Origin of the sequence: Pseudoclavibacter sp. AY1F1, assembly GCF_002931075.1 — a bacterium.
Lineage (GTDB): Bacteria > Actinomycetota > Actinomycetes > Actinomycetales > Microbacteriaceae > Pseudoclavibacter.
This window is the reverse complement of sequence record NZ_PSTQ01000007.1, coordinates 65070-81582: the sequence shown is the minus strand read 5'-3', so window position 1 is coordinate 81582 and position 16513 is coordinate 65070. Positions and strand designations below refer to the sequence as shown.

The following is a 16513-nucleotide window of genomic DNA, read 5'->3' as shown; positions in this document are numbered from 1 at the left end:
GCGTGATCGTCGGGATCGGAGTCGACACTGTGGAGCTCGCGCGATTCGCGCGGGCTCTGCAGAGGGCACCTCGCCTTCGCGAACGCCTCTTCACACCGGCCGAGCGCGAGCGATCGCTTGCGTCTCTCGGCGCACGTTTCGCGGCGCGCGAGGCGGCAGTGAAGGCGCTGGGCGGCATTGGGTCGCTCAGCTTTCTCGACTTCGAGGTCGAGAGTGGCCCTGCGGGGCGGCCGGAGTTCGCGCTTTCGCCTGCGCTTCGGTTGCACCTGGCGTCGGTCGGAGTCGACCACCTGCATCTCTCGTTGACTCACGAGCGCACGACGGCGACGGCGTTTGTGATCGCCGAGCGTGCCGCTCCAGCCGGAGCACTCGCGTGAGCGGTCCGCGCATCGACGTCGACCTCGACGCCGTCCGTGCCAACGTGCGGGCCGTTGCCGACCTCACCGGCACACCGCTCCTCGCGGTTGTCAAGGCGAACGCGTACGGGCACGGTGCCAGCGAGGTGGCGAGGGCCGCGCTCGAGGGCGGAGCCGAACGTCTCGGTGTGGTCGACCTCCGTGAGGCGCTAGCGCTCCGAGCGGATGGTTTCACCGCTCCGATCCTGACCTGGATGCACGGCGCGCGCACGGGCTGGCTCGCCGCTCTCGACGCTGACGTCGAGCTGGGCATCTCGTCGCTCGCGCAACTCGAGCTCCTTGATATCGGCTTGGGACGGCTGGAACACTCGGAACGTTCGGTGGTTGTGCATCTCAAGCTCGACACTGGGCTCGGACGAAACGGCATCAGCGCGATCGAGTGGGAATCGGCCTTCACGAAGGCGGCGGAGCTCGAGGCTCGTGGCCTCATCCGCCTGGAGGGGCTGTTCAGCCACCTCGCCGGTGCGGGAGCCGAGGCGGACCTCGCGCAGCTCACGTCTTTCGAGCGTGCGCTCGAGCTCGCGGATCGCTGCGGTCTGAGTCCTTCCGTCCGCCACCTCGCCGCGACGGCCGGATCGATGTCGCTGCCCGGGTCGCGCTTCGACCTCGTGCGGCTCGGGGTCTCCCTCTATGGGCTCTCCCCGTTCTCGGCAGGCACCGAGTGCCCTGTGGCGCTGCATCCGGCGCTCTCGCTGAGCGCGCCGATCTGCGAGGACCAACGCGGGTTCCGCGTCGATGTCGGCCAGGCCGTCGGGCTGCCGCCGGTTCCTGCGGGTTCCCTCGAGCTCACCGACGACACCGGGGCCGGGTGGCGCGTGGTGTCAGTCGACGCCCTTGAGCTGCGAATCGAGCCGCTCGAGGGTGCCATCGCCGCGTCATCACGCCTCGAGCAGTGCGACGATCAGCCCCGCCTGCAGGTTATCGACGCCGCCCGTTCAGCGAGCGCCGACGCGTGGGCGGCGGCGGCAGGGACCATCAACTACGAAGTTGTCACGCGGCTCAGCACGCGCATTCCTCGTCACTACTCTCGCGTCGGCGCGGCGGCATCGGCGGGGGTGTCACACGAGCAAGCGCGGAGTGACGGCGGCGCGCTCGCTCCACGCCGTGAGCTGACCGTCGACGTGGAGCTGCTGCGCACCCGGATGGGGGAGCGAGCTCGTGAGCTCTCCGGTGCGCTCGCCACCGGGATGGGTGCCAGGCACGCGGCCAGGACCTTCAGCGTCGACGTCTCGGCGGACGCCTACGGCCACGGTGCCAGGCTCATGGCGGACCTAGCGCTCGAGTACGGGCTGCTCCCGCTTGTCGCCACACAGGCCGACCTGGACTACGTGGGCGGAGCTGCCCGCGCCAGCACGCTTGTCGACCACGAACGAACCAGCGACTCAGCGACCCGTGCGGTGTACGGCTTCCACGACCCGAATGCGCAAGTCTCGGTCTCTCTCATGAGCGAACTCGTGCACGTCAAGCGGGTGACGGCGGGTCACGGGGTCTCCTACGGCTACGACTGGATCGCCGAAGAGCCCACCACACTCGGACTCGTTCCGCTCGGGTACGCCGACGCGATTCCGCGCAGGGTGGCAGGCCGAGGCGAAGTGGTCGTCGGGGGCGAGCGGAGACCCATCATCGGGCGTGTCGCGATGGATCAGGTGATCGTCGACCTTCAGGACCAGGAGGCCTGGATCGGCATGCCGGTCTCGGTCTTCGGCTCGGAACCACGTGACATCCACCTGCGCGAATGGGCCTCGTGGTCTGGTCTGGAACCGCAGGCGTTTGTCGCCGCGTTCGGGCCACGTATCGTGCGCCGAGAGCGCTACGCGGAATGAGAGGCGGTTTCAGATGGGTGACAACGTGACGCCTGGAATCTCCGTCGAGCTCGCGACAGCCGAGGACATGGTGCGGGCAGGTGAGCTCATCGGCGCGCAGCTCGCTGCCGGCGACGTCCTCGTGCTGACGGGACCGCTCGGAGCGGGCAAGACCACGTTCGCACGCGGGCTCGGTAGGGCTCTTGGAGTGAGGGGCCCGGTCACGAGTCCCACGTTCGTGCTGGCCCGTACGCATCCGTCGCTGGTCGGCGGTCCTGAGCTCATCCACGTCGACGCCTACCGTCTCGGAGACCCCGCGGAGCTCGATGACCTCGGCCTGGACCTCGCTGCGAGCGTGACCGTGGTGGAGTGGGGGAGCGAGGCTGTTCCGCTCATCACCGATCGCTGGCTCGAGGTCACGATCGAGCGCTCGACGGCGCTGTCTGCACCCGCCGGCGGCACCGAGCGAGATGACCATGACCAGAACTCTGACCACGACCACGACCACGAGCACGACGACGAGCCGGTCGACCCCCGTCGCCTGACGCTCACAACAACCGGCGTGTTCAACCGGCCCCTCGAGGCGTCGCTCGGCCGTGCGCTGCGGGCCGAGTTCGGCGCCTCGCCCGCGTAGAATCGGTCACATGCTCTTAGCGATCGATACGTCAGCGGGCACGGATGTCGCGATCGTCACCCCGCATGGCCGCGTACTCGCCGAACGGCGCAGCGCAGACACCAGACACCACGCAGAGGCTGTCGGCGTCGCCATCTCGGAGGTGCTCGCGGATGCCGGGCTCTCGCCCCAGCACGTCACTCAGGTTGTCGGCGGCATGGGTCCCGGGCCGTTCACCGGCCTCCGCGTGGGCGTCGCGGCGGCACGGACTTTCGCGTTCGCGCGCGGCGTGCGTTTCATTCCGATGCCCAGCCATGACGCGGCCGCCCACGAATGGCGTGCCGCGCATCCGGAGGTGGGCGGGGATCTGCTCGTGACGACCGACGCCCGGCGCGGGGAACTCGCCTGCTCACGCTACGAAGAGGGGCTGCTGGTCGCGAGCTCGTGCGAGCTGCACAAGCCGGACGACGTTCCGGATGCTGCCAATGTCTTCGACACGCGGACGATCTCGGCCGCCCACCTAGCGCTCGCCTGGCTCGACCGTGAGGTGCACGGGCTCGATGCAGAGGCGAACTCGATCATCTACCTGCGCGGCGCTGACGCCGTGCCATCCAACGGCCCCAAGCGGGTGACGGGTTGATGCGCGTCGCTCTGCGGGATGCGGTTGACGCCGACATCCCCTCGATGGTCCGACTCGACGAGGCCGCCTTCCCGCTCGACCCCTGGTCGCCATCCATGCTTGCCGGCGAGGTCAAGAGCCAGCACACCCGATACGTCGTCGTCGAAGACACCTCGACGGGCGAGATCCTCGCAGCCGCCGGTGTCATGGCGCTCCAGGGCGGTGGCGAGGCCGACGTGCAGACGATCGCCGTCGACGAGCGTCTGCGGCGCGGCGGCTGGGCCACTCGGATGCTCGCGGAGCTGTTCGCCTGGGCCGAGGCACGCGGCGCGAAGCAGGTGTTCCTCGAGGTGCGCGAGAACGGCGACGCCGCACGCGCGCTCTACTCTGGGCTCGGCTTCGAGGACATCGGGCGCCGGCCCAAGTACTACCCAAGAGAGGGAGTGGATGCGATCGTGATGCGCGGCAGGCTGCCGGGGGTCCGGATCTCCGCCGAGGCTCGGGCCTCGGGCGGCGCCCTGAATGCGCCGCTTGTGCTCGGCATCGAATCGTCGTGCGACGAAACCGGCGTCGGCATCGTCCGCGGCCGTGAGCTGCTCGCCAACGAGGTTGCCTCGTCCATGGACGAGCACGCCATATTCGGCGGTGTGGTGCCTGAGATCGCCGCGCGCGCGCACGCTGACGCCATCGTGCCCACCATCGAGGCGGCGCTCAAGACGGCGGGTGTCAGGCTCGACGAGCTCGACGCGATCGCCGTCACGCAAGGGCCGGGTCTTGCCGGCGCGCTCATGGTCGGGACTGCCGCGGCCAAGGCCCTGCACGTCGCCACGGGCATCCCGCTCTACGCCGTCAATCACCTTGTCGGGCACGTGGCGGCGGATGTGCTGCGCGACGACGTCGGGCAGCTCGAACTTCCAGCTGTTGCGCTGCTCGTCTCGGGCGGTCACACGTCGCTGCTGCACGTTCGGGACCTCGTCGACGACGTGGCACTGCTCGGCGAGACGATCGACGACGCTGCCGGTGAGGCGTTCGACAAGGTGGCCCGCCTCCTGCGCCTGCCTTACCCGGGCGGGCCGGAGATCGACAAGGCGGCCGCGGGCGGCGACCCGAAGGCCATCCGGTTTCCGCGCGGCCTCACGAAGCCGAAAGACCTCGAGAAGCATCGTTACGACTTCTCGTTTTCCGGTCTGAAGACGGCCGTCGCCAGGTGGGTCGAGGCGAAGGAGGACGCAGGGGAGCCGGTGCCGGTGGCGGACGTGGCCGCGAGCTTCCGCGAGGCCGTCGCCGACGTGCTCACGGCGAAGGCCGTCGCGGCCTGTACCGCGCTCGGAGTTCCTCGGCTTGTGCTCGGTGGAGGAGTGGCGGCCAACGCCCGCGTGCGCGAACTGGCGGAGGAGCGCTGCGCCGCCGCCGGAATTGAGCTCCGCATCCCGCCGCTCCGACTCTGCACGGACAACGGGGCGATGATCGCCGCGGTCGGGGCGATGCTGGTCGCTGCCGGCAAGCCGCAGGCGCCTCTCGATTTCGCGGCAGACTCCACTTTGCCGGTGGCGACACCGCACGTGTCAGCGGGGACAACATCCATGGGGGAGCACGCATGACCATGCCAGAACAGCCGAAGCTGCCGCCGCGGAAGCCGGTAGAGCTGCCGCCCATCGACCGCACTCCGGTCGACGACACCAGCAACGCCGCATACTCCGCGCTCACCCCACGCCAGCATGCGGCCGACAGCCCGGCCGAGAAGACGGCCGAGACTCCGGCCGAGGGGAGAGCAGTCGCGGTGCCGTCGGAGTCGGCGCTCGGCGAAGCCGAGGCCGACCCCGCGGTTGCGCACGTCCAGGCGACCGCCACGGCTCCCGCATCCGTCCGCCCAACCGCATCCGCCCGCTCCACCTCCACAGGCGAGACAACAGGCCTCGGCCTCAGCCGCGTGGCCCTTGTCGTCTCGGTGCTCCTTTCTCTCACCGCCGCCCTGCTCGCCATCGTGCTGTCAGCCGCGACCAGTCCGTCTCCGTTTTGGCCCCTCTACCTCGGGGCGAGCATCGGCGCGGTCTCCGTGCTGCTCGCGGTGCTCGCGCGTCGCCACCGCGGCTGGATCATCGCGCTCCTGCTCTCAGCGGCAGTTGTCGTGGGCTGCATCTCGTTCGCTTTCGTCGTCGCCTGAGCACGAGGTCCAGTCCGTCGCGGCATCGCATCGCAGGCGAAGTCATCCTCCGGGATGACAGACCCGTGGCCATCGGTATGACGCGGTGACTCGGTCGCCGCCGTATCGTGGGAGCATCCCAAGACCCTTCGAAAGGAGCGGACATGACCTGGTCAACACCAGAAAACCCCGGTGAGCGGATCGCCGCCCCGAACGTAGGCGCACGACCAGCCGACGAGCTCCGAGACGCGCAGGATGACGGCCGTGGGGCTGGCGCGCCAGGCGCGCATGCCCCGCTGTTCTCCACGCCGAACTACCCCGAGCCCGCTTATCGAGAGCCCGCCAACCCCGACCCTCGTTTCCCGATTGGCGGCTCCGCTCCGAACGGATACGGTCAGGGATTCGCAGGCGGCGGTCCGGCCGCGCCACCGGAGCACCTCGCCTACCCGATCGCCCCCTACGTTCCTGCTCCGTACACCACCCCGAGGGCATCCGGGGCCGGAGCGCTCACGCTGAGCATCGTTGCGCTCTGCCTCAGCGGCGGCTCGTTCCTCGTCGCCCTCATCCCCGTCCTGCAGTTCGTGTGGTGGATGGTCGGTATCGCCGGAATCGTCTGCGGTTTCATTGCGCTCCGACGCGAGCCGCGTGGTCGCGCCCTCGCCATCACGTCCATCGTGCTCGGATTCATCTCGGTCTTCGGGTTCCTGCTCCTGATCGTCTTGGCTCTGCTCTTCTTCGGCGGAATCGGTCTCCTCGGCGGCCTCAGCTCGTACTAAGGGCGACAGCATCTCCGAACCTTGTGTGACGGTTCCCAGTCAAACCCTGGGAACCTTGGAAATGGCGCACGCCCGCACGTTCGGCGTCACCTGCTCCACGCACGTGAACACCAACCCCAAGCACCGCGAGAACGGTGAACCGGAAGGAGCTCCGCAATGAGCGATAGCAACCAGGTCCCAGGCGACAAGCCCAAGCTTCCAGAAGAGGGAAGCACTCCTCCCCAGTACGAGGCGCCTGCCGCTTACACACCGCCTGCAGAGTCGGTTGACTACTCGGCGCCTTCGGCTTCTGGGACCGACTACACGCCACCCTCCGTGTCTGGCACTGACTACACGCCGCCGACTGCATCGGGCTCTGTGAGCTACACGCCGCCGAGTGAGCCCGCGGCTACCCCGAGCGCTGCCCCGTACGGTCAGGCACCAACCGCTGGTGAGGCTGCGGCTGGCGCTGCTCCCGCCTACGGAGCTCCGCAGACGCAGGGGCAGGCTCCCGGATACGGCGCACCTCAGGGCTACGCGACTCCCGGATACCCCGCTCAGTCGACCGCTCCGAAGCGAACGCTCAGTATCGTCGCGCTTGTGCTCGGTGGAGCTGGCGTGATCTTCTGCCTCCTCCCGATCCTCGGACTCCCGCTCGGCATCGCTGGACTCATCTGCGCGATCCTCGCCAAGACCAGGGAGCCCCAGGCCGGGGCGCTCCGGACGGCAGGATTCTGGGTCTCGATCGGCGCGATCGTTCTGAACGTCGTGCTGGTTGTGTTCAGCATCATCACCTTCATGGCGGCGTTCAACGACATGGGGTACGGCGGATACTGATCATCAGCTGACAGGACTCAGCGAGAGTGCGGGCGGATGCATCCGCCCGCACTCTAAGCTTGACCAGTATCTGCAGCCTTGTCGACGACTGAGAAGGACACCATGTCTGACCCGAACGGCCCCCAGTACCCGCAGCAGCCCCACCAGGGAGGCCAGCCGCAGAACGGGCAGCCCCCGTACGGCGCGCAGCAGCCCGGCCAGGCCCAGTACGGGCAGCCCACGTACGGGCAACCTCAGTCACAGTACGGGCAGGATCCCCAGCCGAACGGTCAGCAGTTTGGGCAGCAGCCGGATGGCTACGGCCAGCAGCAGTCCGGCTACGGGCAGGGTGATGGCGGCTACGGCCAGCAGCAGCCGGGCTACGGAAGCGGGTACGGTCAGCATCCGGCCCCCGCGCAACAGGCTCCAGCGCAGCAGTACGGGCAGCCCCAACAGGATCAGTACGGTCAGCCGCAGTATGGCCAGCCGCAGCAGGACCAGTACGGCCAGCCGCAGTTCGGCGCCCCACAGCAGGGACAGTACGCGCCAACGCAGCAGGCTCAATATGGTCAGCAGCCCGGCCAGCAGTTCGGGGTCCAGGGCTACGGGCAGCAGCCCAAAGCCCCAGCGCCCGTGCTCGGCATCATCGCGGTCGCACTCGGTGCTCTTGCGTTGCTCCTCCTTCTGCTCCCGGGATGGGCGTACATCGTGTCGCTGGTGTTCGGCCTCGGAGCCGTGGGCCTCGGCATCGCCGGGCTTCGCTCTCCCAAGGGCCTTGGCCGAACGCTCGGCATCGTCGGACTCGTGACGGGTGGCCTCGCAGTGCTTGTCGCGATCGCGACGCTCATTGTCGTCCTGACCGTCTGACTCGGATCAGACTCCGGGCGGCTGCCTCAGTTCTCTGAGCTCGGACCGCTTCCCGCGCTCAGGCGGTCGGCGAGGATGGCAACTCGCTTGTCGCCGACCCTCGTCAGGATCAGCACTGCCGACAGGTCACCCTTGAGTGCAAGCTTGCGCCTGAACTCCGCGGGGTCGATGTCGACGCCGCGCTTCTTGATCTCGAGGATCCCGATGCCGCGCTTCCGCAGTTCGCTTTTGAGCGATGAAGTGTGCAGCGGAAGCACCTCCCGGACGGCAAAGGCGCTCGCGAAGGGCGTCGAGGTGAACTCGTCCGAGGTCATCCACGCGATGCTCTCGGAGATCATCGTCGCGCCGAGGGAGCGCGCGAGGTCGCCGATGAGCCGCGCGCGGATGATGGCAGGATCCGGCTCGTAGAGCACGGCACCCAGCTGGCCGACCTCGGCGTCGTGCACCTTCTCGCTGGTCGTGAGCTCGTCGGTGCCTTGTTTGCCGATGACAAGCGCAGACCGACGGATGCCAGCCCTGGCCGTGTCGTGCATCCACACGGTCGCCTCGACAAGATCGCCACCGGACGAGACCCACTGCGTCTCGGCATCGTCCGGGAGGTACGCGTGGTCGATGCCGGGGCCGAGCTTGATGCCGGTGGGTCGCTCACGGCCAGCCGCGAAGACGAAGTCGAGGGCGGGGCTCCAGTCGGCCGGGTCGAAGTGCCGTGCCGTGCCTCCTGCGCTGGTGGTGCGTCTGGCCGGGTCGAACCAGAGGGCTTCGAAACCTCCGAGATCGACGTCCTCCGCCCGCCCGTGCTTGACCCGCGCGTTGGGGAACGGGGCGAGGTTGTGGGCCGCAATCGCTGCCGTGACCTCGTCAAGGTCGTAGGCCGTGACTTCGAGCCCGAGCGAGGCGAACGCCATGGCGTCCGCGCCGATTCCGCAGCCGAGATCCGCGACGCTCACGGCGCCAGCCTGCCTGAACCGGTTCGCGTGGTGGGCGGCGACTTGCAGGCGCGTCGCTTGCTGGAGGCCGGCGTCGGTGAAGAGCATCCGCTCGGCGAACGGGCCGAACTTGGCGACCGCGCGGCGCCTCAGCTTCGACTGCGTGACGACGGCGGCCACGACCTCAGGCGAGCCGCCGGCGGCCCGCAGCTTCGTCACGAGCGCAAGCGCGTCGGCCGAGGATTCGACGGCTGGCGCGTCGTCGAGGAGCGTCATCGCCTCGGGGGTGAGGAGGGCCAGGAGTTCGTCGCGTTGCACCGTCACTACGCTACCGGCGTACGCCACGAGGCGTCACCGCGTTGCAGTTGCCGCCGCATCGCCCCTACACTCGGAGTTAGCACTCTCATGGGGAGGGTGCTAATTCTGAACTTCCTATCGCTGAGAAAGAGGTCAACCGTGTCGGTGAACATTCAGCCGCTCGAGGATCGCATCGTCATCAAGCAGGTCGAAGCCGAGCAGACCACGGCTTCGGGTCTTGTGATTCCGGACACCGCCAAGGAGAAGCCCCAGGAGGGTGAAGTTGTCGCAGTCGGCCCCGGCCGCATCGACGACAACGGCAACCGCGTGCCGCTCGACCTCGTGGTCGGCGACAAGGTCATCTACTCCAAGTACGGCGGAACCGAGGTCAAGTACGGCGGCGAGGAGCTTCTTGTGCTCTCCGCTCGCGACATCCTCGCGAAGATCGTCTAGTCTCCCGCTTCACTGAGACTGCCAGGTCCTTCGGGACTGAACGTCGCGTGATGGCGCCCACCCTCCGGGGTCGGGCGCCATTCGTGTTTCCGGGCGGCGGCTCGCCGGGCCTCCACGCGGGCGTACGATCGCGAGGTGACGGAATCTCCTCGGTCCGGCCTCTGGCTGGCGTTCAGCGCGTATGCGCTCTGGGGGTTCATGCCCCTTTACGTGGTGGCAACAGCGCCGACGACCCCCGTTGAGCTCATCGCCTGGCGAATCATCCTGAGCGTCGTCTTCTGCCTGCTCGGCGTGCTCATCATGCGAGCGTGGCGGCCGTTCAGGGAACTCATCTCGAAGAAGCGCGTGGTGCTCGGCCTCGGCATCGCAGGCATTCTCGTCTCGGCGAACTGGCTGTTCTACGTGCAGGCCGTCGCGACGGGGCATACGCTCGACGCCGCACTTGGCTACTTTCTCAACCCGATCGTGTCTGTCGCGCTCGGGCTCGTCTTCCTGCGGGAGAAGCTGCGTCCTCTGCAGTGGGTCGCCGTCGGACTCTCGCTTGTGGCGGTGCTGGTCATCTCGCTCGGCTACGGCCGCATCCCGTGGCTCGGTCTCGGTGTCGCGATGACCTTCGGCCTCTACGGGCTCGTCAAGAAACGCGTCGGGGTGCAGGCGGATGCGCTCTCCGGCCTCGCCGTGGAGACCACTCTGATCCTCCCCATCGGCGCGATCTGCCTCGTGTGGACGATCCTCTTCGGGGGCGGCATCACGTTCGGGACGATCTCGCCGGCCAACACGGGGGTCCTGCTCTTCGCCGGAGTCGTCACGAGCGTTCCACTCCTGCTCTTCGCCGCCGCCGCCAGGCGCCTGCGGCTCATCGAGCTCGGACTCATGCAGTACATCGCGCCGATTCTGCAGTTCGTGCTCGCCGTCGCCGTCTTCTCGGAACCCATGCCGCTGGAGCGCTGGATCGGTTTCGCGATCGTCTGGGTCGCGCTCATCCTCTTCACTGTCGACCTCGTGCGGACGGCTAGACTTGGCGCCAAGATTCCCTCGGTCGCGGATGAACTCGGTCCGCCGACACGAGGTTGAGACTCGAAGGCTGAGGAGTCCGCGGTCCCGGGAATGCGTCCGGGGCTTGGGCTGTTCCACCACCACTGAGCTGTTTCCCGAACCATGAGGATGCCGCCGAACGGCGCATCCCAGATACCTCCTGGAGCGTAATGACCGAGTCGGACCCCTTTGGCTTCACCGGATTGACCTACGACGATGTGCTGCTGCTTCCTGGGCACACCGACGTCATCCCGTCTGAGGTGGACACGACGACGCAGCTGACGCGAGGCATCAGCCTCCGCGTCCCGCTCATCTCGGCGGCCATGGACACGGTCACGGAAGCGCGCATGGCGATTGCCATGGCGCGCCAGGGCGGCATGGGCATTCTGCACCGCAACCTGTCGATCGACGACCAGGTCGAGATGGTCGACCGCGTCAAGCGCTCGGAGTCCGGCATGGTGACGAACCCCGTCACGACCACTCCGAACGCGACGGTCGCTGAGGTGGATGAGATCTGCGGCCAGTACCGCGTTTCCGGACTCCCCGTTGTGGACGAGGAGACCGGCAAGCTCGTCGGCATCATCTCGAACCGCGACATGCGCTTCGTTCCAGAGTCGGAGAAGCGCTCTACCCGTGTGCACGAGGTCATGACCGGGGAGGGCCTCGTCACTGCGCCGGTCGGCATCTCGGGCGATGACGCGTACAAGCTCCTCGGCAAGCACCGCATCGAGAAGCTCCCGCTCATCGATGGAGAGGGCAAGCTCGCCGGACTCATCACGGTCAAGGACTTCGATAAGAGCGACAAGTACCCGAACGCCACGAAGGACGACGCGGGACGCCTGCGCGTGGGTGCTGCGATCGGCTTCTTCGGCGACGGCTGGGAGCGCGCGGAGCGACTCGTGGCGGCCGGCGTCGACGTGCTTGTCGTCGATACGGCCAACGGTCAGTCGGCCGGCGTGCTCGACATGATCCGACGCATCAAGAGCGACCCGGTGCTGGGCCACGTGCAGGTCGTCGGCGGCAACATCGCAACCCGCGAGGGCGCGCAGGCGCTTGTGGATGCGGGTGCAGACGCCGTCAAGGTCGGTGTCGGTCCCGGCTCGATCTGCACGACGCGTATCGTCGCAGGCGTCGGCGTGCCGCAGGTCACGGCCGTCTACCAGGCGTCGCTCGCCGCGACTCCCGCAGGCGTGCCGGTCATCGCTGACGGCGGCCTCCAGTACTCGGGGGAGATCGCGAAGGCGCTTGTCGCCGGCGCATCCGCCGTCATGGTGGGTTCGCTGCTTGCGGGCACCGACGAGTCGCCTGGCGACCTCATCTTCGTCAACGGCAAGCAGTACAAGAGCTACCGCGGAATGGGCTCGCTCGGCGCGCTCCAGTCGCGCGGCGAGCGCACCTCGTACTCGAAGGACCGCTACTTCCAGGCTGATGTTCCGAGCGACGACGAGCTCATCGCCGAGGGCATCGAGGGCAAGGTCGCGTACCGCGGTTCCATCCGGCAGTCGGTCTTCCAGCTCACCGGCGGGCTGCGCCAGTCGATGTTCTACGTCGGCGCGCGCACAGTGCCAGAGCTCAAGGAGAAGGGCCGCTTCGTCCGCATCACGCCGGCGGGCCTCAAGGAGTCGCACCCGCACGATGTGCAGATGGTGTCGGAAGCGCCCAACTACCGGCGCTAGCAGTCTGGACGGCGCGGCGCGTCGGGGTCTCCCCGCCGCCGCGCCGCAGCAGCGAGCACGGGGGAGGGCTAGGCTAGGCAGGTGACTGAGATCGAGATCGGCCGCGCAAAGCGAGCCCGCCGCGTGTACTCCTTCGACGATGTGGCCATCGTGCCATCGCGGCGAACCCGTGACCCGGAGGATGTCTCCATCACGTGGAAGATCGATGCGTTCACGTTTGACATCCCACTGCTGGCCGCCCCAATGGACTCGGTCATGTCACCGGAGACCGCGATCGGCTTCGGCAAGCTCGGCGGCCTTGGCGTGCTTGACCTCGAGGGCCTGTGGACTCGCTACGACGACCCGGCCCCGCTGCTCGCCCAGATCGCTGACCTTCCCGCGAAGCAGGCCACGGCCAAGCTCCAGGAGATCTACCGCGAGCCAGTCAAGGGCACGCTCATCAAGGAGCGCCTGCAGCAGATCCGCGAGGCAGGAGTGCCGGTCGCGGGTGCCCTGTCACCGCAGCGCACGCAGCAGTTCATGAACGACGTGCTCGAGGCGGGCACCGACCTGTTCGTCATCCGCGGCACGACCGTGTCTGCCGAGCACGTCTCCCGTAACCAGGAGCCACTCAACCTCAAGCAGTTCATCTACGAGCTCGACGTGCCCGTCATCGTGGGCGGGGCTGCGACCTACACGGCCGCTCTGCACCTCATGCGCACCGGCGCGGCTGGCGTGCTCGTCGGCTTCGGCGGTGGAGCTGCCTCGACGACGCGTCGTGTGCTCGGCATCCACGCCCCAATGGCGACGGCCATCGCAGACGTCGCTGGCGCTCGTCGCGACTACCTCGACGAGTCAGGCGGACGCTACGTGCATGTCATCGCGGATGGCGGCATCGGCACCTCCGGTGACCTGGTGAAGGCCATCGCCTCCGGCGCGGACGCCGTCATGATCGGTGCGGCGCTCGCGCGCGCGACGGATGCACCTGGACGCGGCTGGCACTGGGGTGCGGAGGCACGCCATGAGAAGCTCCCGCGCGGAAACCGCGTGCAGGTTGGCCAGGTCGCGCCGATGGCGGAGATCGTCGCTGGACCGGCAGACAGCGCGGACGGCATCTCGAACCTCACCGGCGCTCTTCGCCACGCGATGGCGACAACCGGCTACTCGGAGCTCAAGGAGTTCCAGCGGGCCGAGATGGTCGTGGCGCCCTACACGCCGACGGCTTAGCCGCACCATCGCGGAGCCGGCTGACGGCTCGGTCAAAGGTTCGGCGTTCAGACTTCCCCCTACAAGCAGCAACTGAGAACGAGGAGCAGGTTATGGCGAACAGCGTCTCTCGAAGCGACAAGCTCGGCCCGCAGGAACGTGCTGCGGCGATCGAATCCCTCAAGACCAAGAACCTCGACGTGCTCGTCGTCGGCGGCGGCGTCGTCGGCGCGGGTGCTGCGCTCGATGCCGTCACGCGAGGCCTCAGCGTCGGCATGGTCGAGGCTCGCGACTTCGCGTCCGGCACGTCCAGCCGCTCGTCGAAGCTCATCCACGGCGGCATCCGCTACCTCGAGCAGATGAACTTCGGGCTCGTTCGGGAGGCACTGCTCGAGCGTGGTCTGCTCCTGCAGCGGCTCGCCCCGCACCTCGTCAAGCCCATCCGCTTCCTGTACCCGCTGAAGAACCCGCTCGAGCGCTTCTACATCGGTGCCGGTATGCTCATGTACGACCTCTTCGCGAAGACGGGCGAGGTCAAGCCCGGTGTGCCCATGCACCGTCACTACACGCGCAGCCAGGTTGCGAAGATGTCGCCAGGGCTCTCCAAGAACTCGTTCTCCGGCGGGCTCACGTACTACGACGCGGGTGTCGACGACGCGCGCTTCGTCGCGGTACTCGCCCGTACTGCCTCGTATTACGGCGCGCACGTCGCGCCCCGGGTCCGCGTCGAGGGCTTCCTCAAGGTGGGCCAGCGCGTGGTCGGCGCCCAGGTCGTCGACCTCGAGACGGGCGAGCGCTTCGAGATCCGCGCCAAGCAGGTTGTCAACGCGACCGGCGTGTGGACCGACGACACCAACAAGATGGTCGGCGAGCGCGCGTCCTTCCGGGTGCGCGCGTCCAAGGGCGTCCACCTCGTCGTACCGCGTGACCGTTTCCAGTCCGCGTCGGGCCTTCTGCTCCGCACGGAGAAGAGCGTGCTCTTCGTCATCCCGAACGGCCGCCACTGGATCATCGGCACAACCGACACCGACTGGAAGCTCGACAAGGCGCACCCGGCTGCGACGGCAGCCGATATCGACTACATCCTCAAGCACGTCAACGAGGTCCTCGCGGTGAAGCTCACGCGCGCCGACGTCGAAGGCGTCTATGCGGGTCTGCGTCCGCTGCTCTCCGGCGAGTCGGACGAGACCTCAAAGCTGTCCCGCGAGCACATGGTCGCGCACTCCGTGCCTGGCCTCGTGCTCATCGCGGGTGGCAAGTACACGACCTACCGCATCATGGCGAAGGACGCGATCGACGCAGCGGCCGATGCGCTCGACGGCAAGATCCCCGTCTCGACGACCAAGGACATCCCGCTGCTCGGCGCCGTCGGCTACAAGGCAGCCTGGAACCGGCGCGGCAAGATCGCTCGAGCCTTCGGTCTTCACCGAGTGCGTATCGAGCACCTGCTGAACCGCTACGGCACGCTCACGGACGAGATCCTCGACCTCATCCGTCAGGACCCGAAGCTGGCTGAGCCGATGCCGGGCGCCGACGACTACCTGCAGGCCGAGATCACCTATGCGGCGACACACGAGGGTGCGCTGCACCTCGACGACGTGCTCGCCCGCCGCACCCGCATTTCGATCGAGGCATGGGACCGCGGCATCTCAGCGGCCCCGGTTGCCGCTCGCCTCATGGCTGACGCGCTCGGCTGGGACGAAGAGCGCACCCAGCGCGAAATCGACACCTACGTGGAGCGCGTCGCCGCTGAGCTCGCAAGCCAGGAGCAGCCGGACGACGAGTCGGCCGACCGCATTCGCCTCGAGGCCCCCGACATCGACTCCGTGCTCGGTCACGCCGGCGACAACACGCCATTCGGGACCGCCCCGTCCCTTCCGATGATCGAGGTCGATGAGACTGCCGATGTCGAAGCTGCAACCGCGAAGGCCGAGTCGAAGGACGCCCAGAAGTCGTAATGTCCTCAGCTGCCCGCGCCCAGCCAGCGTCACCGTCGATGGCTCGAGTGCTCGTCCGCCCCAAATGGTTGGGTGTGCTTGCCCTCGCTCTTGTCATCGCGTCGATTTTCGCCTGGTTGGGTCGCTGGCAACTGGAGTCGGCCTTCCTGTCGCTCGAGCACGGTCAGACCGTTGCTCAGGACGCGACTCAGCCGCCCGTCGGTCTCGGCGAGCTGGCGCAGCCGCAGGAGCGCATCGCTGACGCCGCCGTCGGGCGGCAGGTGACGTTCGAGGGTGTTGTAGATGCGCGTGATTTCGACGTCGTCGCCGACCGTCTCCAGGGGGAGGCGCTCGGGTACTGGGTCATCGGGCACGTCGCCGTAACGGACGATGAGGCAGGCGCCTTCACTGTCGCAGACGAGGCCCCCGGTCTCGCTGTCGCGGTGGGGTGGACACAGGACGAGGCCTCGGCTCGAGAGCTGGCCACACGCCTGCAAAACGGGGAAAGCGACAGCGAGCTCGAGCTTGCTGGCCGGCTCGAATACGGGCAGGCGCCTCAGGTGAACCGCGGCGACGACCCGCAGGCGCTCACGGCCATGGCGCCGACGCACCTCATCAACCGTTGGGCAGAGCCCGCGGACCAGAACTACGGCGTCTATGTGAGCCTCGACGAAGCCTCGATGCAGTCCGTGCTCGGCGCAGCGGGTGGTACGGGCGAGATCGCGGCGATCACTCAGCAGGCGCTCGAAGCGCCGCAGCTCAACTGGCTCAACATCTTCTACGCGATCGAATGGGCGCTCTTCGCCGGATTCGCGATCTTCATGTGGTGGCGCCTCGTGCGTGACGAGTTCGAGAAGGAACGCCGGGAGGCCTCGGAGGCGCCGAGCGTGCTGGCGGAGCAGTTCAAACGCGACCGCTTGAAAGCCATGCTCGACGAGCGAACGAAGGGCGAGGCCGTTCGCCTAGACTAGAG

General features: G+C 67.9%; 16 protein-coding genes. 15 read left to right on the top strand and 1 reads right to left on the bottom strand.

Annotated features, from left to right (window positions below):
• The first annotated feature begins 2 nt into the window (after positions 1 to 2).
• The 9 genes from C5B85_RS11885 (at position 3) to C5B85_RS11845 (ending at position 8031) form a co-directional block, all read left to right on the top strand.
• Complete coding sequence (locus C5B85_RS11885; RefSeq protein ID WP_104286241.1) at positions 3 to 377, top strand: holo-ACP synthase; 375 nt, start codon at positions 3 to 5, stop codon at positions 375 to 377.
• Complete coding sequence (locus C5B85_RS11880; protein WP_104286240.1) at positions 374 to 2239, top strand: alanine racemase; 1866 nt, start codon at positions 374 to 376, stop codon at positions 2237 to 2239. Before C5B85_RS11885 ends, C5B85_RS11880 begins: the two co-directional genes overlap by 4 nt.
• A 13-nt stretch (positions 2240 to 2252) precedes the next feature.
• Positions 2253 to 2852, top strand: a complete 600-nt coding sequence (gene tsaE, locus C5B85_RS11875) for a tRNA (adenosine(37)-N6)-threonylcarbamoyltransferase complex ATPase subunit type 1 TsaE (RefSeq protein WP_104286239.1) — start codon at positions 2253 to 2255, stop codon at positions 2850 to 2852.
• A 10-nt stretch (positions 2853 to 2862) separates the two neighbouring features.
• Positions 2863 to 3471, top strand: coding sequence for a tRNA (adenosine(37)-N6)-threonylcarbamoyltransferase complex dimerization subunit type 1 TsaB (tsaB, locus tag C5B85_RS11870; RefSeq protein WP_104286238.1), 609 nt, complete (start codon positions 2863 to 2865; stop codon positions 3469 to 3471).
• Positions 3471 to 5051: a tRNA (adenosine(37)-N6)-threonylcarbamoyltransferase complex transferase subunit TsaD gene (gene tsaD / locus C5B85_RS11865; protein WP_104286237.1), complete on the top strand. Its 1581-nt coding sequence runs from the start codon at positions 3471 to 3473 to the stop codon at positions 5049 to 5051. Before tsaB ends, tsaD begins: the two co-directional genes overlap by 1 nt.
• Positions 5048 to 5614, top strand: coding sequence for a hypothetical protein (locus C5B85_RS11860; RefSeq protein WP_104286236.1), 567 nt, complete (start codon positions 5048 to 5050; stop codon positions 5612 to 5614). The genes tsaD and C5B85_RS11860 overlap by 4 nt, the downstream gene beginning before the upstream one ends.
• A gap of 143 nt (positions 5615 to 5757) precedes the next feature.
• Positions 5758 to 6369, top strand: a complete 612-nt coding sequence (locus tag C5B85_RS11855; RefSeq protein WP_104286235.1) for a DUF4190 domain-containing protein — start codon at positions 5758 to 5760, stop codon at positions 6367 to 6369.
• 156 nt (positions 6370 to 6525) lie between these two features.
• On the top strand, positions 6526 to 7185 hold the full coding sequence (locus tag C5B85_RS11850) for a hypothetical protein (RefSeq protein WP_104286234.1): 660 nt from the start codon (positions 6526 to 6528) through the stop codon (positions 7183 to 7185).
• A 102-nt stretch (positions 7186 to 7287) separates the two neighbouring features.
• Positions 7288 to 8031, top strand: coding sequence for a hypothetical protein (locus C5B85_RS11845; RefSeq protein WP_104286233.1), 744 nt, complete (start codon positions 7288 to 7290; stop codon positions 8029 to 8031).
• Positions 8032 to 8057: 26 nt separating this feature from the next.
• On the opposite strand, the gene C5B85_RS11840 is transcribed toward C5B85_RS11845, so the two are convergent.
• Positions 8058 to 9275 (bottom strand): class I SAM-dependent methyltransferase, encoded by a 1218-nt coding sequence (locus C5B85_RS11840; protein ID WP_104286336.1) that lies wholly within the window; start codon positions 9273 to 9275, stop codon positions 8058 to 8060.
• Between the two features lie 138 nt (positions 9276 to 9413).
• Between C5B85_RS11840 and groES the strand changes: the two genes are divergently transcribed.
• The 6 genes from groES (at position 9414) to C5B85_RS11810 (ending at position 16511) form a co-directional block, all read left to right on the top strand.
• Entirely contained in the window at positions 9414 to 9707 is a 294-nt protein-coding gene (groES, locus tag C5B85_RS11835) for a co-chaperone GroES (protein ID WP_068479200.1), read from the top strand.
• Positions 9708 to 9842: 135 nt separating this feature from the next.
• Complete coding sequence (gene rarD, locus C5B85_RS11830) at positions 9843 to 10781, top strand: EamA family transporter RarD (protein ID WP_258070752.1); 939 nt, start codon at positions 9843 to 9845, stop codon at positions 10779 to 10781.
• 131 nt (positions 10782 to 10912) lie between these two features.
• Positions 10913 to 12418, top strand: a complete 1506-nt coding sequence (gene guaB / locus C5B85_RS11825; RefSeq protein WP_104286232.1) for an IMP dehydrogenase — start codon at positions 10913 to 10915, stop codon at positions 12416 to 12418.
• A gap of 81 nt (positions 12419 to 12499) precedes the next feature.
• Entirely contained in the window at positions 12500 to 13624 is a 1125-nt protein-coding gene (locus C5B85_RS11820) for a GuaB3 family IMP dehydrogenase-related protein (protein WP_104286231.1), read from the top strand.
• Positions 13625 to 13716: 92 nt separating this feature from the next.
• Entirely contained in the window at positions 13717 to 15561 is a 1845-nt protein-coding gene (locus tag C5B85_RS11815; RefSeq protein WP_104286230.1) for a glycerol-3-phosphate dehydrogenase/oxidase, read from the top strand.
• Entirely contained in the window at positions 15561 to 16511 is a 951-nt protein-coding gene (locus C5B85_RS11810) for an SURF1 family protein (protein ID WP_104286229.1), read from the top strand. The genes C5B85_RS11815 and C5B85_RS11810 overlap by 1 nt, the downstream gene beginning before the upstream one ends.
• Positions 16512 to 16513 lie beyond the last annotated feature (2 nt).